The organism is Streptomyces sp. NPDC012827, assembly GCF_042900905.1.
Classification (GTDB): Bacteria; Actinomycetota; Actinomycetes; order Streptomycetales; family Streptomycetaceae; genus Streptomyces; species Streptomyces gulbargensis.
On record NZ_JBIBBY010000014.1, the window covers coordinates 127,645 to 147,588 of the forward strand.

Genomic DNA, 19,944 nt, shown 5'->3' on the forward strand with positions numbered 1-19,944 from the left:
GCCCGTGTCAGGCGTCGTCGGTACGGCTCGCGTCCGGCGCCCCGGCGGAGGCCTCGGCCCCGTCGGCGTCGTGCGTGCCGCCCGTGTCGTTGCTCTCCTCGTCCTTCGCGTCCTTCCCGGACGTGTGCCGCTTGCCGCGCACCGCCCGCTCCCGGGGGCGGTGGCTCGTGTCGCAGAAGGGCGCGCGGAGGCTGCGCCGGCAGGTGCAGAGGGCGATCACCGGGCGTTCGCACAGGCGCGTCTCGCCGTCGGGGAGCACGATCTCCAGCGGCCCCTCGATGAGGAGCGGCCCTTCGCGCAGGGGGACGGCGCGCGGGACCCCGGGCCGGGACCGCGGCCCGCCGCCGAGGCCCTCGCCCGGCACGGGGCCGGGCGCGGGGGTGCGGGCCCCGTTCACCGCCGTGGGCTCGTCGGGCGCGGTCGTGGGCTCGCCGTCCGCCGACGTGGGCTCCCGGGACGTGTTCATGCCGCCTCCTCGGTCTTCGCCGCCGTGTCCGTCCCGGAGGCCGGTCCGTCGGCATGCGTCCCCCGCCGCGCGGGGTCCCCGTCCCGGGCCGCCTCCGCGAAGCGCTCGGCGCCGACCTCCCGGACGGCCCGGATGACCACCAGTTCCTCGTGGCGCACGCCCGGCGGGACCAGGCCGCGCGCCTCGAACCAGCGCGCGCGGGACGCCATCACGGGCCCGAAGGGCTGATCGCTCCTGGCCGCCACACGGGCCCGCAGCCCCGACCTCTTCAGGGCGTCGAGGCTGGCGTCCACCCCGGACAGGGAGGACTGCACCAGGAGGAGGACGCCGTCGGGGGCCAGAACGGAGGGCGCGGCGCGGCAGATGCGGTCGAGCAGGAGCCGCCCGTCCCGTCCCGCGTCCCAGGCGCGCTCCGGCCCCCGGGCGGGGACGTACGGGGCGTCGGCGGGGACGTACGGCGGATTGACGGTCACCAGGTCGAACCGCTCCCCCGCCACCGGCCGGGTGAGGTCGCCGCGCACGACGCGGACTCGGCACCCGTGGACCCGGGCGTTCAGTCGGGCGGTGGTGACGGCGGCACCGGAGATGTCGACGGCCGTCGTCTCGGCGCCCCTGCGGGCGGCCGCGATGGCGAGGACGCCGGTGCCGGTGCACATGTCGAGCACCTTGTCGCCGGGTCCCACGTCCTCGCGGGCGAGGGTGTCGAGGAGGAGCTCGGTGTCCCCCTGGGGGGCGTACACGCCGGGCGGAGTGATCAGTCGCATCGGGCTCATTCCGCGCGATTACCCGGCGCCGATCGGGACATGCGTGGAGCGACGGGACATGCGTGGTTACGCCGGGAAGGCCCGGGTAGCAGAGTATTCGTCCCGCTACGCCACCGAACGAGGGAGATGAGCACTATGGTGCACGACACGATCCAGGTGGACGCGCCGCTGCGTGAGGTGTACGACCAGTGGACCCAGTTCGAGGAGTTCCCCCGGTTCATGGACGGCGTGGAGTCGGTCCAGCAGATCGACGACCGGCACCTGCACTGGCGGACCAAGATCGCCGGAGTCACCCGGGAGTTCGACGCGGAGATCGTCGACCAGCTGCCGGACGAGCGGATCTCCTGGCGCACCGTCGGAGGTGACGTCAAGCAGAAGGGCGTCGTCACGTTCGAGCCGGTCGACGACACCCACACGCGGGTGACGCTCGCCCTGGACATGGAGCCGGAGGGCTTCGTGGAGAAGGCGGGCAAGGCCCTCGGTGTGGTCGACAGCCGGGTGGAGGGCGACCTCAAGCGGTTCAAGAGCTTCATCGAGGACCGCGACCGGGCGACCGGCGCCTGGCGCGGCCGGCTGCGCCCGGGTGACGCGGACGGCGGTACGGCCGGTGGCGGTACCGCCGCCTCCCCCGGCACCCCGCCGCCGGGCCAGGGCACCCCGCCCGGCTCCTGGCCGGCGTCCTGACGCACGGCCGGGCACGGCGCCGGACGCCCGCCCGCACGAGCCGGCCCGAAGAGGGTCCGGCCACGGGGCCCGGGAGGACACCTGTTCCTCCCGGGCCCCGGGCATGTCCCGAGGCGGGACGGCCCTGGGTGGGGCCGCCGGTCCGGGGTGCGGAGGCGGTCGGTACGGGGTGTGGAGGCGGTCGGTACGGGGCGGCTCCGCGTCCCGGGGCGGCGCGTACGGGCGTTCACGCCGCCCGGCCCTCCCGCGACTCCACCTCCGGCCGGGCCGCAGGTCACGGGGCCGGATGCCGGCCCGGGTCCCGGCGGGACCGGGGACCCGGGGGCCGCCTCGCCGCGCCGCGCGAACCGGCCGCCCGTCGCGTGCGTGTTCCCGTGCCCCCTGGGCAGACGCCGGGCTGAGCCGAGGAGCGTCGCCATGATCCGGTTGTCCGAGGTCTTCTCCTTCCCGCAAGGAGTCCTCACCCTGCGGGCCGTCCGCGCACGCGCCGACACGGGGCCGCGCGGCGGCCCCCGCGAGCCGGTGACGCCGCCGGCCCGGCGGAGGGCGGTGCGTCTCCCGTGAAGGACTTCGAGCTGCTCGGGATCCACCTGCACACGGAGGAGCGCGGCCGGGTGGACGTCCCGTTCGCGGAGACGGGGGAGGCCCCGGCCGTCGAGCTGCCGGAGGGCGCGGTGGTGGGCGTGGGCCTCGTCTTCCGGCTGGGCCGGGACATCGACGGGCTGGCCTTCGAGGACACCCGCGTCCGGGAGGGCAGTGTGCTGGCGCGCACCCACACGGCGCTCGGCGGATTCCGCTCGGGCGGGCCGTACGAGATCCGGCTCTCCGCCGAACGGCTCCCCGTGGGGCGTGCCCACTGCGGCACGTACGAGGTGACGGGCCGCTTCCTGGACGCCGACGGGCAGGAACTCGCGGCCGGGACGTACCGCGTCCGCCTCACCCACGAGCCGGCGGCCGCGGGCGGCGGACATCCGCCCGACGGACCGGTCACGGCGGCCCCGCCCCGCTGACCCACCCCGTCGCCACCCCTTCACCCACCCCGATATACGGGACATATGCATACCGGCGGGGCATCGGGGCACGCGCCTTCATGAGGCGCGAGGGGCGGCGGCCGGATCCGCAGGTGCCACCCCCACGGCCTCGGAAAGGGAGAAAGACATCGTGACGCTCGACGGAAAGAACGTCCTGATCCTCACCACCAACTACGGGACGGAACAGGACGAGCTGACCAAGCCCGCGACCGTGCTCCGCGAGGCGGGGGCCCGGGTGACCGTGGCGGCGCAGAAGGACGAGCCGGTGCGGACGCTGGTCTCCGACCGCGACCCCGGTGAGACCGTCCGGCCGGACACGACCCTGGAGAAGGTCTCGGCGGACGACTTCGACGCCGTGGTGGTGCCGGGCGGCACGCTCAACGCCGACACCCTGCGCACGGACGAGGACGCGCGCCGCATCGTCTCGGCCGTCGCCGGGGCGGGCAAGCCGGTGGCGGCCGTCTGCCACGGCCCCTGGCTGCTGGTGGACAGCGGCCTCGCACGGGACCGCGACCTCACCTCCTACCCCTCGCTCCGGCCGGACCTGGAGAACGCCGGCGCCCGCTGGACGGACCGCGAGGTCGTCGTCGACACCTCCGGCGGCCACACCCTGATCACCTCCCGGAAGCCGGACGACCTGGACGCCTTCTCGGCGGCGATCGTCGACGCGCTGGAGAACGCCGGGAACTGAGACCGGCCGGTCACCCCGGCCGGCACGACACACCGCACGACACACAGCCACCGCAGGCCACGACAGAGGACACGGAAGAGGAGACCCGCCATGGGCAAGGGCGCGATGGACAAGGGCAAGGGCAAGATCAAGGAGACCGTCGGCAAGGCCACCGGCAACGAGAAGATGCAGGCCGAGGGCAAGACCGACCAGATGAAGGGCAAGGCCCGCGAGGCCATGGAGAAGGTGCACCGGGGCGGGACCAAGGCACGTGACGAGATGAAGCGCCGCACGGGCTGACCCCCGCAGAGGCGGACGCCCGGCCGGACCCCTCCCGGCCGGGCGTCCGCCTGTGCGGGGGTCGGCCGCTGCCCGGCCCGCACCCGATGACGAGAGGTTCCCGGCATGCCCGTGGTCGCGGTGCCGGGTGACGGTCTCCGCGAGCCCCCGGCGAAGGAGCGCCGGTCGGCCCCGCCCCTCCCCCGAGGTGGCGCACTTCGCCGCGCGGCCCCGGGTACGGCGGAACGGGGAGGCTCAGGCGGCTCGGTCGTCGTCAACCGCCGCGCCCCGGTTCCTCCGGGAGAGTGCCTCCGATTGCCAGCGGCTTCCGCCGCGCCGTAGGTTCCGACCTGCAACGACACCCCCGATCACCCGACGACACCTCCGGCCCCCGCGACGGGGCCGTCGCCCGCGCGGTCCGCGCGGGGCGGAGCGGAAGGACGTTCCCATGGCTGCCGGCCGGCCCGACGAGGTGCACGAGGAGCAGCAGCCGGCGCGGGCGCTGGGCAGGGCCCTGCGCGACCTCCAGCGGCGCTCCGGCTGCACCTTGCGGTCCCTGGAGACGCGGGTGCGGATCAGCGACTCCTCCCTCTCCCGGTACTTCCGGGGCGCCACCGTCCCCCCGTGGGCGACGGTGCGCGACCTGTGCGTGGCCCTCGGCGGCGATCCCGCCGACTACCGGACGCTGTGGGAGGCGGCCGACCGCGGCCAGCGGATGGCGGCCGGTGCGGGCGGGGCGGCGAGCGCCACGGACGGGGCGGCCACCGGTGCGGGCGGGGCGACGGCGGCGGGTGACGCGGGGCCCTCGGGAGAAGCCCCGCCCCGGGTTCCCGGGCGCCGGGGGCGGCTGTTCGCCGCACTCGCCGGAGGCGTGTGCGGTCTGGTGCTGGGGGCGGCCGGCGCGGTGTGGGTGCTGCCGGTGGATCCGGGAACCGGTGGCGGTGCCACGGCCGCCTTCCACGGGCCCGCGCCCGGCGCGAACCAGCCACGCATCTTCGTCAACCGCGCGACCGGTGCCTGCCTCGACGACAGTCTCGACGTGGGCACCCGGTCGTACGGGTGCAACGGCCTCCCCTATCAGCGCTGGACCGTCGTCCCGGCCGAGGAGGGCGGGGCGCGGCTCAGGAACCACGCCACCGGCCGGTGTCTGGAGCACACCCCCGGCGGTCTCCGGGGCGCGGCCTGCGGCCCGTCCGCCGCCCAGCGGTGGACCGTCGCACCGCGCGACGAGGCGGCGGCCGAGATCAGGAGCGCGGTGGGCCGGCTCTGCCTGGACGACGACGCGGCGGCGGGGCTGCGGGCCGTGCCCTGCGACCGGACCGCCCGTCAGAAGTGGGCCTGACGAGCGGTCCGGCGGAGGGCCGCGGGGGCCTCAGGCCACTTCCACGGCGTCCAGTTCGGTGTACCGCTCGCCCTTCGTGAGGCGCACGGTGTTCCAGCCGGCCCGCAGGTCCACGGGCACCTCACGCGTCCGCCAGGCGTCCCAGCCGGTGTACGGGTAGTCGACCCGGCCCGCGTCGGCGCCGTTCACCGTCAGCAGGTGCGTCGCGGATGCCGGGGCGCCCGCCGCGTCCAGCGACCCGTTGCCGTACCGCACGGCCAGGGTGTGGCGGCCGGCGGAGGCGGCGAAGACCCGGAACTCGACGTGACTGTCCGGGTGGTCGATGTACCCCACGGCCCGGCCGCCCCACGCGTCCCGCGCGTCACGGACACCGGCCCGGTGCACCCCGGCGAGCTCCGCCTCGTGGCGCACCCTGCTGCCGCGCACGACCGGGCGGCCGTCGGCGAACCCGAGGTCGGCGGCGTACAGCACCCGGCGTGAGCGGTCGGCGCCCCGGCCGTGGAAGAGGATCCGGTCCCTGCCGTCGCGGCCGGTCACGACGTCCTGGCCGCCGGGCCCGGCGACGGCGCCCGAGAAGGACTCGGTGGTCATCAGCGGCATGTCGCCCTTCACATAGGGCCCGGTGAGGGTCTCGGAGGCCGCCCAGCCGGTGGCGTACGCGTCGGAGCGGTAGTCACCGGCCGAGTAGAGAAGGACGTAACGGCCGTCGCGGCGGACGAGGGTCGGCGCCTCCACCAGGCCGCCCTCCCAGGGGCGGTCCTGCTTGATCAGCCGGACGGGGTCGCCCATGGTGCGGGTGCCGTCCGGCGAGAGCCGCTGGAGGTGGATCCAGGTGTCGAGGCCGCAGCAGTTGCCGTCGCTCTTCCACAGCACGTAGCGGACGCCGTTCTCGGTGTGGCTGGACGCGTCGATGGCGCCGCCCTCCCCGACGGGGCAGACCAGGGGGCCGTCGCCCGCCGGGCGGAACGGCCCGTCGGGGGTGGCCGCCAGGGCGGTGCCGACGCACTGGCGGCCACCGGCCCGGTCGCGGGCGGTGTACAGCATCGTGTAGCCGTCGCCGTTGTCGAAGACCTCCGGCGCCCAGACGTGGTGCGGCGGGTCGAGCGTGGCCCAGGCGCCCAGCTCGGGGAGCGCGTCACGGGTGTCGACGGTCCAGTGCAGCAGGTCGGTGGAGGTGGCGTGCTGGATGTTCCGGCCGTGGGCGTTGGTGGCGTAGGCGTGGTGGACGCCGCCGACGGTGACGACGTCGGGGTCGGCGAAGTCCTGGTCGAGGACGGGGCTCGTCGGCGCGGAGGCGGCGACGGGGGCGGTGCCCGGCACGGCGGTGGCCGTGGCCGGGGCGGTGGCCGTGGCCGGGGCGGTGGCCGTGGTCGCGGCGGGCAGCGCGGCGAGGCAGACGGCCACGCCCAGCGCCACGGCGGCGTTCCTCAGCCGGCGGCGGGCACGTTCGGGCCGCGCGGCGCGGCGCTCCCGGGCTGGTTCCGGTGGTGCACGGATCGGCACTCCTTCGTTTCGGTGCGGTACGACGTGGGTCACGCGGTGCGCCCCGGTGCATCGGGTGCTCCGGCCGGCCCGGTCGGTGTCGGTTCGCCGCGGTACGGCGCGGGGCGGCGGCGCCTCGGGGCGCCCGGCTCCCGCCCGGTCCGGCGGGACGCGCGGGGACCGGAGCCGGTCGGGGCGCGGCCCCGGGCTCGGCGGCGGTGCGGGCCGCCCGGCTTCGACGCCGCGCCCGGACCCGAGCGGTGGGGCACACCACGAGAACGACGCGGACGCCGTGAGGTGGCGCGGGCGGACCGCGCGGATCGAAGCCGGTCCCGCACCCCCGCGTCCCGGCCGTCCCCGCGTCCCTCCCGCGTCCCGGGACGCCGATGTCCCCGCAGGTCACGGCGGTGGGAATCCCGACTTCGGCGAAGCGGCCGGGACACGGTTGCGCACCGCTTCCCGACCGGCACAGACTGCGGTCGTCCGGTCACGGCACCGCTCGCCACCACGGTCGCGACGGCCCCTCGGACCTCCCCCTCTCCCCTCGCGCCCCGACCCGTGCGCGCTTTCGGCGACGCCGGGCCGTGCGGCCCCGGGGCCGCCCGCCCGCACCCGCATCCCGCTCGATCCCCCAGGAGTCCCCATGTTCCGGAACCGCGGCGCACGCCCCCGCCGTCCCGTCCGCTTCCCCCGCCGCACGCTCCTCGCCGTGGCCGTCGCCGCCGCCGCGACGGCCTTCGCCGCGGCGGTGCAGGCGGACGGGGGCGGCCCGCCGACCGGACGGGCCTCGCCTGCCGTCGCCGGCACGGCGGCGGGCCCCACCGCGGAGGAGCGGCTGCTGCACGACGCCGAGCAGCGCCTGCTGCGCGACTGCATGCGCCGGGAGGGCTTCACGTACCAGGTGTTCGCGCTCGACGAGGAGCCGGGCGTCGAGGCCTTCCCGTACGTGCTGGACGACGCGGCGTGGGCCGGGCGGCACGGATACGGCTCCGCGCTGCGCGAGCAGCGGGCGGCCCGCGCCCGCAGCGACCCCAACCGGGCCTATTTCGCCGCCCTGCCGGCGGACCGCAAGGCACGGGCCCTGGTCGCCGCGAACGGCCCCACGCCGCGCGGCCTCTCCACCGACCTCCCTGGCGGCGGCACCGTGGAGCGCAGTGGTCAGGGCTGTGTCGCCGAGTCGCAGGACCAGCTGTACGGCGACGTCGCCGCCTGGTTCCGGGCCTCGACCCGGGTGGAGGCCCTGGAGCGGATCCGCCGCGGGCGGGTCACGGCCGACGCCGCTTACCGGGAACCGCTCGCCCGCTGGGAGCGGTGCATGCGGGGCGCCGGACACCCGTACACCACCCCGGCGCAGGCCCGCGCCGCCGCACTCTCCCCCGCCCGCCCCCTCGGCACCGCCCGCGAGGTGGCGCTCGCCCTCGCGGAGGTGCGGTGCGGCGCCACGTCCGGCCTCGCCGCGACGGCCCGGCGGCTCGACGCCCGCCACGCCGCCGCCCTGGCCCGCGCGTACCGCGCGGACGTCGAACAGTGGGAGCGGCTGCGGGCCGCCGCGCTCCCCCGCGCGCGCCGGATCACCGGCGATCCCCCACGGGGCTGACCGCCCCGCCCACGACCCCGTCGCGCGCCACCCGGCACGCGACGGTCCCCGCCGCACCGCGACCGCGGAGCGGCCGTCCGAGAACGGAGAACACCGTGCGCCTCACCCGAACCCTCGTCACCGCGCTCACCGCAGGGGCCCTCGCCCTGCTGACCGCCCCGGCCGCCGACGCCGACGCCGCCGCCGCTCCCCCTGCCGCGACGGCTCCGGCCGCCGCGGCGCCCGACGGCTTCCTGTACGCCTGGGAGCACTCGCACGCCGGTGGCTTCCACTGCCGGTGGAACGGCGACAACGGCAACTGGGCCGGCTGCCGCAACAAGGTCTCGGACGTCTGGAACAACGGCTTCCCGGGGCGGGGCGAGGACGTCAAGCTGTTCTACGGCGTCAGCTGGACCGGCTCGTGGGTGTGCCTCCACCAGAGCCACTCCATCCCCGACCTGGGGCTCTCCGGCCTGAGGTTCTTCGGGCCGGGCGCCGGCAAGGGGCAGTTCGTCAACGACAACGTCTCCTCGCACGCCTGGGTGGACGCCTGCTGACGCCGGCACCCACGACGGCGCCGGCCCGGCGGTTCGTCCGCCGGGCCGGCGTTCGTGCCGTGCGGCCGTCAGGCCGCCTCGTACATGTGCGCCCGCCCACCGCGCCACTCCACCCAGGCCGGGTCGTCGAGCAGTTCCTCGGCGTCCGGGACACCGGCGCGGCGCAGGAACTCGATCACATCGGCGTCGCGGTGCGCGAGGCCCGCGATCTCACCGCGCACGGTGACGCGCCGCCCGCCGGTGGCGCTCGGGCGGTGGACGACGACAGGGGCGGTGCTCACGTCTCCAGCGTGCCCTCCGCGCACGCGGGGGGCACCTCGGGACTCAGGACCGCGGTTCACGCGCCACCACCCGGAACGTCTTCAGGGACGGGTCGGCGGCGTCCGGGACGAGCATGCCGTGGTCGGCGCCGCTGCGGAGGTAGTCGACCACCTCGGCGGTGATGACCTCGCCGGGCGTGACCACCGGCACGCCGGGCGGGTACGGGCTGATGGTCTCGGCCGCGATGCGGCCCACCGCGTCCTCCGCCGCCACGTGGTCGGCCTCGCCGAAGAACGCGTCGCGCGGGAGGCGGGCCTGTTCCAGTTCGAGCGCCGGGGGCTCCGGGAGCCGTACGGCGGCCGGGGACGGGCCGTCGATCGAGTCGGCCCGGTCGGCCAGGGCCCGCAGGGCGTCCACCAGGACCTGTTCGGTCTCGTCGTCGTCCGAGTGGGTGATCGAGACGCTGATGCGGCAGGTGTCCGAGCCGCCCACGTCGACGTGGCGTTCGGCGCGCAGCCACTCGGCGGCCCGCATGCCGGTGATCCCGAGCCCCCGTACGTCGATCACGATCTTGAGCGGGTCCAGGTCGGCGGCGAACCCGGCGCCGACCACCTCGCGGCCCATCACGGACAGGCCCGGCAAGGAGTCCGCCGTCCCGCGGATCCGCTGCGCGCGGCGCAGGGCGTCGTCGAGGAGGTCGTGCCCGTGCTGGACCATCTGGCGCCGCCAGCCGTCGAGCGTGGCGTACACCAGGGAGGAGGAGCTGGTCGTGCCCAGCAGGTCCTCGCGCTGTTTGAGCACCTCGGGCGACACCCGGTCGTGCTGGAGGTGGAAGACCGAACTCTGCTCGACCGCCCCTCCCATCTTGTGGACGCTGGTGACGACGAGGTCGGCGTCGGCGTCGATGCCCCAGGCGGGCAGCTCGGGGTGGAACGGCAGGTGCGCGCCCCACGCCTCGTCCACGATGAGCGGCACGTCGAAGGAGTGGCAGGCGTCGGCCACGCCCCTGACGTCCGCGCAGCTGCCCCAGTCGGTGGGGGTGATCAGGAGCATGCCCTTGGCGTCGGGGTGCTCCTTGAGGCGGCGGCGCACGTCGTCGGGCTCCGGCGGGTGGGCGAGGTGCCGTTCGCCGTCGAACTTGGGGTGCACCCAGATGGGTTCCACACCGTTCACCACCACGGCCGCGATCACGGACTTGTGCGCGTTGCGCGACAGGAGCAGCTTCTCGCCGGGTCCGGCGACGGCGAGCATGGCGGTCTTGACGGACAGCGAGCTTCCGCAGGTCGAGAAGAACGCCTGCTCGGCTCCGACGGCGTCGGCCATCAGCTCCTGCGCCTGGCTCAGCACTCCCTGGGACTGGCGCCGGTCGTCGAGCCCGTTCAGCATGAGGACGTCGGCACGGAAGAGGTCGAGGCCGAGGATCTCCGCGACCCTCGGGTCGACGCCGCGGCCCTGCTTGTGTCCGGGAGGGCCGAACACGACGTCCCCCCGGCGCCGGAACTCCTGGAGCGCCTCGAGTACAGGCGCGCGCGAGTGGTCCATGGTGGGTTCCTCCCATTCGACGGGTGTACGGGTCGGTGGACGGCGAGGTCCAACCTCCGGGTCGGCCGCCGCGACCGGCGGCCGAAGGTCAGCCGAGGCGGTCCAGGAGCGTGGCGCAGGCGTCCGCGCAGGCACGGCAGGCCTCGGCGCAGATGCGGCAGTGCGCGTGGGTGGCCGCGTGGCGCTCGCACTCGTCGGCGCAGGCCCGGCAGGCGGTCAGGCAGGCGGTCAGGACCGCGCGGGTGACCTGGGCGTCGTAGCCGGTGTGCCGGGACAGGACGGCCGCCGTCGTCGTACAGATGTCGGCGCAGTCCATGTCGGTGCGGATGCACTTCGCGAGATCGGCGACCATGCCCTCGGACAGACAGGCGTCCGCGCAGGCCGTGCACGCCTGCGCGCAGGCGACGCACTCCTCGATGCAGCGGGCCAGGGCGTCGGTGTCGACGCCGTCGAGACCGGCCGGGTAGGTGTTGAGCATGCCGCGTACCGCTGTCTCCATGAGATGCCTCCGGAGGGATCGGACGTCGGCGGGCGCCGGCCGCCCGCCACGGCGCGCCTACCCCGAACGCACGGGTTCAGCCGGTCCACCTGTCCCTTGTGTCCGTTTCATGGAGGCGCCGGAGGGCCGGGCAGCCGCCCGCCGTGAACGCGGGGGTGGGCCGGGGCGGCGCACTCCCGGGGACGGTCTCGCCGCCCGGCAACGGGTCGTCGCCGCGGACCCCCGGGGCCGGGACGGTTCCGGTTTCCGGTGGAGAAGGCGTACAGCCCGAGCCACTCGACACCGGTCCCCCGGGCCGCTTCGACGACATCGACGACATCGACGACATCGACGACCGAGGTCTTCGCGGGCCGGTGACCCGCCGCCCGGGGAAGTGAACGCCGCCGCGCCCGGCGGCCGTTGCCGTCCCTCACGCAGGCCAGGTGCCGGGGCGCCGCGCGCGAGCCCGGCAGGCGTCCTCGGCGCTCAGGAGAAAAGCCTCAGGATTCGCACAACCATCCGCACGCTCGTGAGTCATGTAAGGCGAGCACGCCAAAGGCGTGTTCGTTTTTTCGTTTCCAGGGGGAATCGCATGCCTCACCACATAACCCTGCGCGCCCGCGCGCTCCCGCTCGTGGCCGCCGCCGGGATGCTCGTGCCCGTCGCGGTGGGCGCCGCGCCCGCGGCCGCCGCCACCGCGCCGCAGGTCAGCTGCACGTCCGGCACGGCCGGGCTCGCCGCCAAGCTCCAGCGGGACATCACCGCCGCCCTCGCCACGCGCTCCGGCACCGTCGCCGTCGGCCTGCACGACCGCACCACGCGGACCACGTGCACCCTGCGCGCCACGCAGGCGTACGACTCGGCCAGCGTCGTGAAGGTGACCGTCCTCGCCGCGCTGCTCTGGGACGCCAAGAAGACCAATCGGTACCTGACCACGCGCGAGACCAACCTCGCGACCGCCATGATCACCAAGTCCGACAACGCGGCCACCACCACCCTGTGGAACCAGCTCGGCCTCACCAAGGTGAAGGGCTTCCTGGCGGCTGCCGGCATGACGCGGACGGTGCCCGGCTCCGGCGGCTACTGGGGGCTCACCCGGATCAACGCCACCGACGAGCAGCGGCTGCTCTCGCTGATCACGGCCCGGAACTCCGTCCTGAGTGACAACGCCCGCGCCTACATCCTCCGGCTCATGGGGAACGTCGTCACCTCGCAGAGGTGGGGGACCCCGGCCGGCGCGCCGTCCTCCGTGTCCGTGCACGTCAAGAACGGCTGGCTGCAGCGCGCCACGCGCGGCTGGCGCGTGCACAGCATCGGTGCGTTCAAGGGCGCCGGCCACGACTACACCCTCACCGTGCTCACCGACGGCAACAGCACGATGACCTACGGCGTGACCACGATCCAGGCCGTGTCGAAGGTGATCCACCGGGATCTGGTCCCGACCGTGCCCACCGCGTCCCGCTACACGCCGACCACCACGCCCCAGGAGGCGTACATCGCGGTGCCCCAGGGCTGACGCGCGGCGGTCGCCGGGCAGGTGATCCGGTCGCCGGGCAGGTGATCCGGTCGCCGGGCAGGTGATCCGGTCGCCGGGCAGGTGATCCGGTCGCCGGGAGGCCGCCACGGGCGGGCCTCCCGGCGAGGCGGCTCAGTGGCGCTCGGGCAGGTCCCGCTCCGCGGGCCGCGGCGCGAGGTCACCGGTGGTGGCCGGGGCGGCGGAGCGCGCGGACGGCGCCGCCGCCGGCTTCTTGCCGCAGAACGCGGGCTCCAGCGTGCCGCCGAGCGCCGTGTTGGCGACGCCGTGGTTCGAGGTGTTCGCCACGGCCGACAGGCTGCGCCGCCCGTCGCGGGTCGAGAAGGCGTACGTGTAGAAGCCCTGCACCGTGCCGGTGTGGCCGTACACCTGGACGCCGCAGGACAGGTCGTAGCGGCGCAGACCGAGCCCGTAGAAACGGGTGTTGGTGGCGTCCGTCGGGGTGACGGTCGTCATGGCCTCCATCATGGCCGGGGACAGCAGCCGCCCGCGCATGAGCGCGCTGGTGAAGGTGTTCAGGTCGGCGGGGCTGGAGATGACGGCCCCGGCGGCCTGCGCCCAGGACACGGTCTGTTCCGTGGAGTCCACGAGCGGCTCACCGGCCGTGTCCGGGTGCAGGTAGCCCCGGACGTGCAGGCCCTTGATGCGGGTGTCGGGGTGGACGTACGAGGTCCTGCGCAGCTTGAGCGGCTTGAAGATCCGGCGCTCGTAGGCGTCGGCCAGGGGGCGGCCCGTGAGCTTCTCGATGAGCATGCCGACGACCACGAAGTTGGCGTTGGAGTACTTGTACGCCACGCCGGGTTCGGTGGTGCGGGGCTCGCTCAGGGAGAGGTCGACGAGCTCCTGGGGGCTGAAGACCCGGTTCCGCACGGCCTCGAAGCCCGGCACCGTGTCGGCGAACATCGCGTTGGTGTAGTCGGCGAGCCCGCTGCGGTGGGTGAGCAGATGACGGACCGTGATGCGGTCGTCGGGGAGCAGTCCGGGCAGGTACCGGTTGACCGGCGTGTCGAGTTCCAGCTTCCCCTCCTGCACGAGCTGGAGGAGGACGACCGTGGAGAACGTCTTGCTGACGCTGCCGACACGGAAGCGCGCGTGGATGTCCATCGGCGCCCCCGACTCCCGGTTCCGGACACCCGCGGTGCGGCTCTCCACCCCGTCGGGACCGGAGAACCGGGCCATCGCTCCCGGAGCGCCGTTGGCCAGGGCCGAGTTGAGCGCGGCGACGACACCCTCCATGTCCGCGGCGGGGGCCGCGGGCGCCGTCGCGGCGGCCGGCGCCGGACGTGCGGTGACGGTGTCGGCGGCGAAGGCGGTGGTGGGGGCGAGTCCCGCCGCGAGGGCGGCGATCAGGGTGGTGGCGCTCATGGTCTGACGTCTGCGCGGCGACAGGGGCACAGTGATTCCTCGGCTTCTGCTGAGCGGAATGGCGCGGCGCACGAGACGGTGCGCCACGGGGCGGGGAACGTGTCACGGTGCGCGTGCGTCCCCGTGCCCAATGACCATGAGGGCCGCTGTCCGGAAAAGGTTCCCGGCACGGTCGGCGAATCCGGTCGGGAGCGGAAGGTCCCGGCCGCGCGCGCAGCGAGCTGCGGCCGCCGGGGCAACCTTGCGTCGTTCGTGCGTCGTAAGCTGGTCGCATGTCCCCCTCCTCCGGCGCCCCGGCCGACCTCGGTCTGACCACCGGCGCGGTGGCCCGCCGTCTCGGCGTCTCGGCGACGACGGTGCGCTCCTGGGACCAGCGGTACGGCATCGGCCCCGCCGCCCGGCGGGAGGGACGGCACCGCCGCTGGGCGCCCGCCGACGTGGCCGTGCTGGAGGAGATGTGCCGGCTCACCGCCTCCGGGGTGCCGCCCGCCGAGGCGGCCCGCGCGGCCCTCGCGTCGCGGCGGCCCGGCGGAGAGGGGCCGGGGCCGGCGCCCGGCGCCTCTCCGCCGGGACCGGACGCGCCTGCCGGGCCCCCGGCGCCGGAGGACGTACGCCGTGTCTCCCGGGGGCTCGCGCGCGCCGCCGTACGACTCGACGGGCCGGCCCTCGACGCCCTGCTGCGGCAGGCCGTGGCGCGGCACGGTCTGGTGCCGGCCTGGGAGGAGGTGATGGTGCCGGCCCTGCACGCGGTGGGGCGCCGGTGGGAGGCGGCCGGGGACCGTTACGTGGAGGTGGAGCACCTGCTGTCGTGGCACGTGTCGACCGCGCTGCGGCAGGTGGTGCCCCCGGGGCGCGGGGCGGCCTCGGACGCGCCGCCGGTGCTCCTCGCCTGCGTACCGGCCGAGCAGCACACGCTTCCCCTGGAGGCGCTGGCCGCCGGTCTCGCGGAGCGGGGGCTGCCCACGCGGATGCTGGGGGCGGCCGTGCCCGCCGAGGCGCTCGACTCCGCCGTGCGCCGGACCGGACCGGCGGCCGTGGTGCTGTGGTCGCAGGCCCGTTCCACCGCCGGTCACGCCCTCGCCCGTCATGTGGCGGGGACGTCGTTCGGGGTCCGGGGGGCGCGGACGCGGCCCCTGGTGCTGCTGGCCGGTCCCGGCTGGGCGGGACGGGCCCCGGAGGCCGGCATGCAGCGCCCCGGCAGCCTGCGGGAGGCGATCGACCTGCTCGTGCGCCGGTACGGGCGGTGAGGCACGGGCGCCCGCTCGGCCGGAGCGCCTGCGCTCGGAGCGCTCCGGGGCGCCGGCGCGAGGTCACCGGGCGGACGGCGGGGCGGTGAGGCTGCCGCGCAGGCGGCGCAGGCCCCGGCGGGCGTGGCTCTTGACGGTGCCGAGGGGCAGCCCGGTGCGGCGGGCGATCTGCGTCTGCGTCAGATCGGCGAAGAAGGCGAGGGTCAGCACGTCGCGCTGGGCGGGCGGAAGGCACGCGAGGGCGCGGGTGATGACGATCCGGTCGAGGACGTGTTCGGGTTCCGCCTCCCTGTCCCCGGCCGGAGGGAGGGCGGCTCCGGCGGCGGCGATCAGGTCGAGCCTGCGGGTGCGGTCGGTGAGCGCGTCGGCGATCTTCCGCCGGGCGATTCCCGTCAGCCACGCGGGGACGGGGCCGCGCTCGGGGCGGTAGCCCGCGCGCCCGCGCCACGCGGCCAGGAACACCTGCTGGGTGACGTCCTCCGCCTCGCGCGGATCGCCCAGGGAGCGCGCCGCGAGGGTGTGCACGAGGCGGCCCCAGCGGTGGTGGGCGAGGGCGAGACAGCCTTCGTCGCCGGCGAGCAGCCCGCGGCCGATCTCCTCGTCGGTCGCCGCGGCCGTCACCGTCCCGTACGGTGCGGGGCCAGGGGTGTCCCGGCGGTCCTGAGGGGGGTGGACGGGCGGCGCTGCTGTGGTCATGACGGGCCTCCTCGCGGGGCGTCGGTGTTCCCGGCCCCTTCACCCTCCGGCCCCTGGCGCGTCCTCCTCAAGCCGCATCGATCATGCGTCGGATCGGCTTCGCCGCTCAGTCCCGTCCTCGCGCGCGCCGGAAGCGCGCCAGCCCCTCGGAGAGGTCCACGATCGGGTCGGGGTAGTCGTACGCGGCGCGGTCGGCGCCCCTGAGCTTCCACGGTTCGTGGACGGAGGCTCCGGGCAGGGCGGCGAGTTCCGGCACCCATCGCCTGACGTACGCGCCGTCGGGGTCGTACCGCCGGCCCTGGAGGACGGGGTTGAGGACCCGGTGCGGGCGGCTGTCGGTTCCGGTGCCGGCCACCCACTGCCAGTTGAGCTGGTTGTTGGCGATGTCGCCGTCCACCAGGAGGCCGAGGAAGTGCCGGGCGCCGTCCCGCCAGTCGAGGTAGAGCGTCTTGCTGAGGAAGGAGGCGGTGAGCAGACGCCCCCGGTTGTGCATCCAGCCCTCGTGGGCGAGTTGGCGCAGGGCCGCGTCCACCACGGGGTAGCCGGTGCGGCCTTCGCGCCAGGCCCGCAGGTCCTCCTCGGCCTCCGCGCCCCGCCGCCAGCGGTCGTTCCGGGGGCGGTAGTCCTCCACGGCCGCCCGGGGCCGTGCCGCCAGCACCTGCTGGTGGAAGTCGCGCCAGCACAGCTGCCGTACGAAGGCGTCGGCACCCGCGCCGCCCCGGGCGCGGGCGCGGTGGAGGGCCTCGGTCGCGGAGACGGCGCCGAAGTGGAGGTACGGGGAGAGGCGGGAGGTCGCGTCGCCGGCGAGGTCGTCGTGGCGGTCCTCGTAGGCGTCGAGGTCCTGGGCCGTCCAGGCCCGCAGCCGCTTGCGGCCCTCGCGTTCGCCGCCGGTGGCGAGGGCCGGGGAGACACCGGCCACGGAGGCGCGGCCGGGCAGCTCCTCGGAGCGCGGCTCCGGGGGCACCCGAACCGTCCGGGGCGCCGGGAGCGGTGCCCGCGGCGGTACGCCGGACCACCGGCGGTGGTAGGGGGTGAACACGGCGAAGTGGTCGGAGCCCTGCGGGGTGACGTCGCCGGGCGGGACCACGGTCGTCACGGCGTCGTGCACGCGCAGGTGCCGGCCGTCGGCCGCCAGGGCGCGCCGCAGCCGGTCCTCGCGGGCGCGGGCGAAGGCGGAGTGCCCGGCGGCCACATGGACCTCGCCGGCGCCGGCCTCCCGGGCGACGGCGCACACCTCGGTCACGGTGTCCCCGTTCCGTACGACGAGTCGTCCGCCGCGTTCGCGCAGACCGGCGTCCAGGTCGGCCAGGCAGTCGGCGAGGAAGGCGAGCCGGTTGGGCACCGCGAAGCCGGCCCGGTCGACGGCCGGGTCGCGGACGAACAGCGGCACGATCGCGTCCGCCGACGTCACGGCGGCGTGCAGGGGCGGGTGGTCGTGCAGACGGAGGTCGGCGGTGAAGAGGACGACGGCGACGCTCATGGCGGTCACTTCCGGGACTCGGTCACCGGGCGGGCCGGGAGCCCGGCCCTGTGGGCTGGTGTGCTGCCTTCCCCCTCTTCGGTCCCCCGGCCCCTCACGGATGCGGGGGCGCGTGCGGGCGGCGGGCCGTGGGACGGGGCGCGCCGCGCCGGGCCGCCCGGTCGCCCCCGCCGCGTTCGGCCGTGCGGGCGATGTTCCTCGCCATGCCGCCGAAGACGACGGCGTGGAACGGGGCCACGCTCCACCAGTACACCTGGCCCCCGAGTCCGTGCGGGTGGAACAGGGCGCGCTGCCGGTAGCGGGACCGCCCGGCGCCGTCCGGTTCGACGCACATCTCCAGCCAGGCCAGTCCCGGGAGCCGCATCTCGGCCCGCAGGCGCAGGAGGCTGCCCCGCTCGATCTCCTCGACCCGCCAGAAGTCGAGCGCGTCGCCGACCCGCAGGCGTCCTGCGTCGCGCCGGCCGCGCCGCAGGCCGACGCCGCCGGCGAGCCGGTCCAGCCAGCCCCGTACGGCCCAGGCCACGGGGAAGGAGTACCAGCCGTTCTCGCCGCCGATGCCCTCGACGACCCGCCACAGGGCCTCCGGGGAGGCGTCGACGGCCCGTTCCCGGACGTCGGTGTAGAGGCTGCCGCCCGCCCAGTCGGGGTCGGTGGGCAGCGGCTCGCCCGGGGCGCCGGGGAGCGAGGCGGAGGACCAGCGGGTGGTGACGTCGGCCTCCTGGACACGGCGCAGGGCGAGCGCGACGGCCTCGTCGAAGGGCATGGGCGTGCCGGGCGGGTCGGGCACGTGGGCGGCGATGTCGTGTTCGGCGCAGACGACCTCGTACCGCAGGGATTCGGCGAGCGGGCGGGCGAGGGAGGCGGGGACGGGGGTGACGAGTCCGATCCACTGGCCGGAGAGGCGGGGGGTGAGCATGGGCACGGGCACGATGAGCCGCCGGGGCAGGCGCGCGACGGCGGCGTACCGCAGCATCATGTCGTGGTAGCGCAGGACGTCGGGGCCGCCGATGTCGAAGGCGCGGTTGACGTCCGGGGGCATGGTGGCGCTGCCGACGAGGTAGCGCAGGACGTCGCCGACGGCGATGGGCTGGACGCGGGTGCCGACCCAGCGCGGGGTCACCATCACGGGGAGGCGTTCGGTGAGGTGGCGGAGCATCTCGAAGGAGGCGGAGCCGGAACCGATGACGACGGCGGCCCGCAGGACGGTGGTGGGGACGCCGGAGCCGAGCAGGATGCGGCCGACCTCGGCCCGGGAACGCAGGTGCGGGGAGAGCTCCTGCTCGGGGATGTCGGCGGGGGTGAGTCCGCCGAGGTAGACGATGCGGCGGACCCCTGCGGCGCGGGCCTCGGCGGCGAAGGTGCGGGCGGCCCGGCGGTCGGTCTCCTCGAAGTCGCGGCCCGCTCCCATGGAGTGGACGAGGTAGTAGGCGACGTCCACGCCGTCGAAGGCGGGCCGCAGGGTCGCCGCGTCGGTGACGTCGCCGCGGACCACCTCGGTCCGGTTCACCCACGGGTGGTCGCGCAGGTGGGCCGGGGTGCGGGCGAGGCAGCGGACGCGGTGGCCCGCGTCGAGGAGCGCGGGGACGAGCCGCCCTCCGATGTAGCCGCCGGCCCCGGTCACCAGGCAGAGGAGCGGCCGGGCCGCGTCGCCGCCGGCCGCCGGGGTGGGGTCGGGGCCGGACGGGGGGCGGGGGTGGTGCGTCGCCATGGGGTCTGCTCCCTTTCGTCCCCGGACGGTGGGGCGGGGTCTCGCGTGGGTGCGGTGCCCCCGGTGATTCTTCTCCCTCTCTTCCGCGCGCGCGGCCCGGGCGGATGCGCCGGACCGCCGTCCAGGGGTGTCTATAGGCTGAACGCGTGGCCAGCGAAGAAGACCGAGACACCCGCCCCGACCCGCACGACGCGCCGGGTGACCTGCAGAGCTTCGCCGTCGCGCTGCGGCGGACGCAGGGCGAGATCAACCGTCTGGTGCACGGCTTCGCCCAGGCGCAGGGGCTGCACCCCACCGACGTACAGGCGCTGGCGGTGGTCCTGGACAGCGAGGAGCCGCTGACGCCGGGGCGGCTGCGGGAGCACCTCGGACTGACCTCGGGGGCGGTGACGGCCTGTCTGGACCGGCTGGAGAGGGCCGGGCACATCCGCAGGACGCGGGAGAGCGCGGACCGGCGGGTCGTGCACGTGCGGTACGAGGACGGGGCGAGGGCGGCGGCGCGGCGGTACTTCCTGCCGCTGGCGGAGGCGACGGAACGGGCGCGGGAGCGGTTCGCCCCGGAGGAGCTGGCGGTGGCGCTGCGTTTCCTGACCGTCCTGAACGAGGAGCTCGGCGCGCTGCGCGTCCCGCGCCGCTGAACCTCCCCCGGCGCGGTGCGTCCGCTCGGCCCGCCGGGACCGTAGAAGGTGGTGCGGGGCCGTTTCTCCCGTGGTCCGGGGCGCCACGCCGGGCACGGGGGCCGCCGTGATAAAAACTCTCTCAATCATTGAGATAATGAACCG

The 19,944-nt window shown here is 75.8% G+C and carries 21 protein-coding genes and 1 pseudogene; 11 read left to right on the forward strand and 11 right to left on the reverse strand.

Going from position 1 to position 19,944, the window contains the following annotated elements:
* Nucleotides 1–7: 7 nt before the first annotated feature.
* Together ACFY60_RS28120 and ACFY60_RS28125 are read right to left on the reverse strand one after the other, a co-directional pair.
* Entirely contained in the window at nt 8–466 is a 459-nt protein-coding gene (locus ACFY60_RS28120; RefSeq protein WP_388616405.1) for a CDGSH iron-sulfur domain-containing protein, read from the reverse strand.
* Nucleotides 463–1,230, reverse strand: coding sequence for a HemK2/MTQ2 family protein methyltransferase (locus ACFY60_RS28125; RefSeq protein ID WP_388616408.1), 768 nt, complete (start codon nt 1,228–1,230; stop codon nt 463–465). The genes ACFY60_RS28120 and ACFY60_RS28125 overlap by 4 nt, the downstream gene beginning before the upstream one ends.
* A gap of 126 nt (nt 1,231–1,356) precedes the next feature.
* Between ACFY60_RS28125 and ACFY60_RS28130 the strand changes: the two genes are divergently transcribed.
* From ACFY60_RS28130 to ACFY60_RS28155, 6 genes are all read left to right on the forward strand, one after another.
* Nucleotides 1,357–1,914: an SRPBCC family protein gene (locus ACFY60_RS28130; RefSeq protein ID WP_388616410.1), complete on the forward strand. Its 558-nt coding sequence runs from the start codon at nt 1,357–1,359 to the stop codon at nt 1,912–1,914.
* Nucleotides 1,915–2,331: 417 nt separating this feature from the next.
* Nucleotides 2,332–2,478 carry a hypothetical protein gene (locus tag ACFY60_RS28135; RefSeq protein ID WP_388616413.1) on the forward strand — a complete coding sequence of 49 codons (147 nt, stop codon included), beginning with the start codon at nt 2,332–2,334 and terminating at the stop codon, nt 2,476–2,478.
* Nucleotides 2,475–2,924, forward strand: coding sequence for a hypothetical protein (locus ACFY60_RS28140; RefSeq protein WP_388616416.1), 450 nt, complete (start codon nt 2,475–2,477; stop codon nt 2,922–2,924). The genes ACFY60_RS28135 and ACFY60_RS28140 overlap by 4 nt, the downstream gene beginning before the upstream one ends.
* 151 nt (nt 2,925–3,075) lie before the next feature.
* Nucleotides 3,076–3,636, forward strand: coding sequence for a type 1 glutamine amidotransferase domain-containing protein (locus tag ACFY60_RS28145; RefSeq protein ID WP_388616419.1), 561 nt, complete (start codon nt 3,076–3,078; stop codon nt 3,634–3,636).
* Between the two features lie 90 nt (nt 3,637–3,726).
* Nucleotides 3,727–3,915, forward strand: coding sequence for a CsbD family protein (locus ACFY60_RS28150; protein WP_388616422.1), 189 nt, complete (start codon nt 3,727–3,729; stop codon nt 3,913–3,915).
* Between the two features lie 427 nt (nt 3,916–4,342).
* The gene (locus tag ACFY60_RS28155; RefSeq protein ID WP_388616424.1) at nt 4,343–5,236 is read left to right on the forward strand and encodes an RICIN domain-containing protein; all 894 of its coding nucleotides are present in this window, start codon (nt 4,343–4,345) and stop codon (nt 5,234–5,236) included.
* Between the two features lie 30 nt (nt 5,237–5,266).
* On the opposite strand, the gene ACFY60_RS28160 is transcribed toward ACFY60_RS28155, so the two are convergent.
* Nucleotides 5,267–6,652, reverse strand: a complete 1,386-nt coding sequence (locus ACFY60_RS28160) for a family 43 glycosylhydrolase (protein ID WP_388616427.1) — start codon at nt 6,650–6,652, stop codon at nt 5,267–5,269.
* 709 nt (nt 6,653–7,361) lie between these two features.
* Between ACFY60_RS28160 and ACFY60_RS28165 the strand changes: the two genes are divergently transcribed.
* Together ACFY60_RS28165 and ACFY60_RS28170 are read left to right on the forward strand one after the other, a co-directional pair.
* The gene (locus ACFY60_RS28165; RefSeq protein WP_388616430.1) at nt 7,362–8,315 is read left to right on the forward strand and encodes a hypothetical protein; all 954 of its coding nucleotides are present in this window, start codon (nt 7,362–7,364) and stop codon (nt 8,313–8,315) included.
* A gap of 95 nt (nt 8,316–8,410) precedes the next feature.
* A complete protein-coding gene (locus tag ACFY60_RS28170) occupies nt 8,411–8,851 on the forward strand; it encodes a hypothetical protein (RefSeq protein WP_388616432.1) in 441 nt (146 codons plus the stop codon).
* Between the two features lie 68 nt (nt 8,852–8,919).
* Here the strand turns inward: ACFY60_RS28170 and ACFY60_RS28175 are convergent, their stop codons facing one another.
* The 4 genes and pseudogenes from ACFY60_RS28175 to ACFY60_RS28190 all read right to left on the reverse strand — a co-directional run.
* On the reverse strand, nt 8,920–9,132 hold the full coding sequence (locus ACFY60_RS28175; protein WP_388616435.1) for a hypothetical protein: 213 nt from the start codon (nt 9,130–9,132) through the stop codon (nt 8,920–8,922).
* Between the two features lie 43 nt (nt 9,133–9,175).
* On the reverse strand, nt 9,176–10,654 hold the full coding sequence (locus ACFY60_RS28180) for an aminotransferase class I/II-fold pyridoxal phosphate-dependent enzyme (RefSeq protein ID WP_388616438.1): 1,479 nt from the start codon (nt 10,652–10,654) through the stop codon (nt 9,176–9,178).
* Nucleotides 10,655–10,742: 88 nt separating this feature from the next.
* Nucleotides 10,743–11,153: a four-helix bundle copper-binding protein gene (locus ACFY60_RS28185; RefSeq protein WP_388616440.1), complete on the reverse strand. Its 411-nt coding sequence runs from the start codon at nt 11,151–11,153 to the stop codon at nt 10,743–10,745.
* A gap of 227 nt (nt 11,154–11,380) precedes the next feature.
* Nucleotides 11,381–11,605: pseudogene (locus tag ACFY60_RS28190) on the reverse strand (undecaprenyl diphosphate synthase family protein); the annotation flags it as partial.
* 119 nt (nt 11,606–11,724) lie between these two features.
* Here ACFY60_RS28190 and ACFY60_RS28195 point away from each other — a divergent pair.
* The gene (locus tag ACFY60_RS28195) at nt 11,725–12,648 is read left to right on the forward strand and encodes a serine hydrolase (protein ID WP_388616443.1); all 924 of its coding nucleotides are present in this window, start codon (nt 11,725–11,727) and stop codon (nt 12,646–12,648) included.
* 132 nt (nt 12,649–12,780) lie between these two features.
* On the opposite strand, the gene ACFY60_RS28200 is transcribed toward ACFY60_RS28195, so the two are convergent.
* Nucleotides 12,781–14,031, reverse strand: coding sequence for a serine hydrolase domain-containing protein (locus tag ACFY60_RS28200; protein WP_388616445.1), 1,251 nt, complete (start codon nt 14,029–14,031; stop codon nt 12,781–12,783).
* 272 nt (nt 14,032–14,303) lie between these two features.
* Here ACFY60_RS28200 and ACFY60_RS28205 point away from each other — a divergent pair, with 272 nt between their 5' ends.
* A complete protein-coding gene (locus ACFY60_RS28205; protein ID WP_388616448.1) occupies nt 14,304–15,278 on the forward strand; it encodes a MerR family transcriptional regulator in 975 nt (324 codons plus the stop codon).
* Nucleotides 15,279–15,341: 63 nt separating this feature from the next.
* On the opposite strand, the gene ACFY60_RS28210 is transcribed toward ACFY60_RS28205, so the two are convergent.
* From ACFY60_RS28210 to ACFY60_RS28220, 3 genes are all read right to left on the reverse strand, one after another.
* Nucleotides 15,342–15,974, reverse strand: a complete 633-nt coding sequence (locus ACFY60_RS28210) for an RNA polymerase sigma factor (RefSeq protein WP_388616450.1) — start codon at nt 15,972–15,974, stop codon at nt 15,342–15,344.
* Between the two features lie 106 nt (nt 15,975–16,080).
* Nucleotides 16,081–17,454, reverse strand: coding sequence for a cryptochrome/photolyase family protein (locus ACFY60_RS28215; protein WP_388616452.1), 1,374 nt, complete (start codon nt 17,452–17,454; stop codon nt 16,081–16,083).
* Between the two features lie 94 nt (nt 17,455–17,548).
* Complete coding sequence (locus tag ACFY60_RS28220; RefSeq protein ID WP_388616453.1) at nt 17,549–19,162, reverse strand: SDR family oxidoreductase; 1,614 nt, start codon at nt 19,160–19,162, stop codon at nt 17,549–17,551.
* Between the two features lie 146 nt (nt 19,163–19,308).
* Between ACFY60_RS28220 and ACFY60_RS28225 the strand changes: the two genes are divergently transcribed.
* Nucleotides 19,309–19,800, forward strand: a complete 492-nt coding sequence (locus tag ACFY60_RS28225; RefSeq protein ID WP_388616455.1) for a MarR family winged helix-turn-helix transcriptional regulator — start codon at nt 19,309–19,311, stop codon at nt 19,798–19,800.
* Nucleotides 19,801–19,944 lie beyond the last annotated feature (144 nt).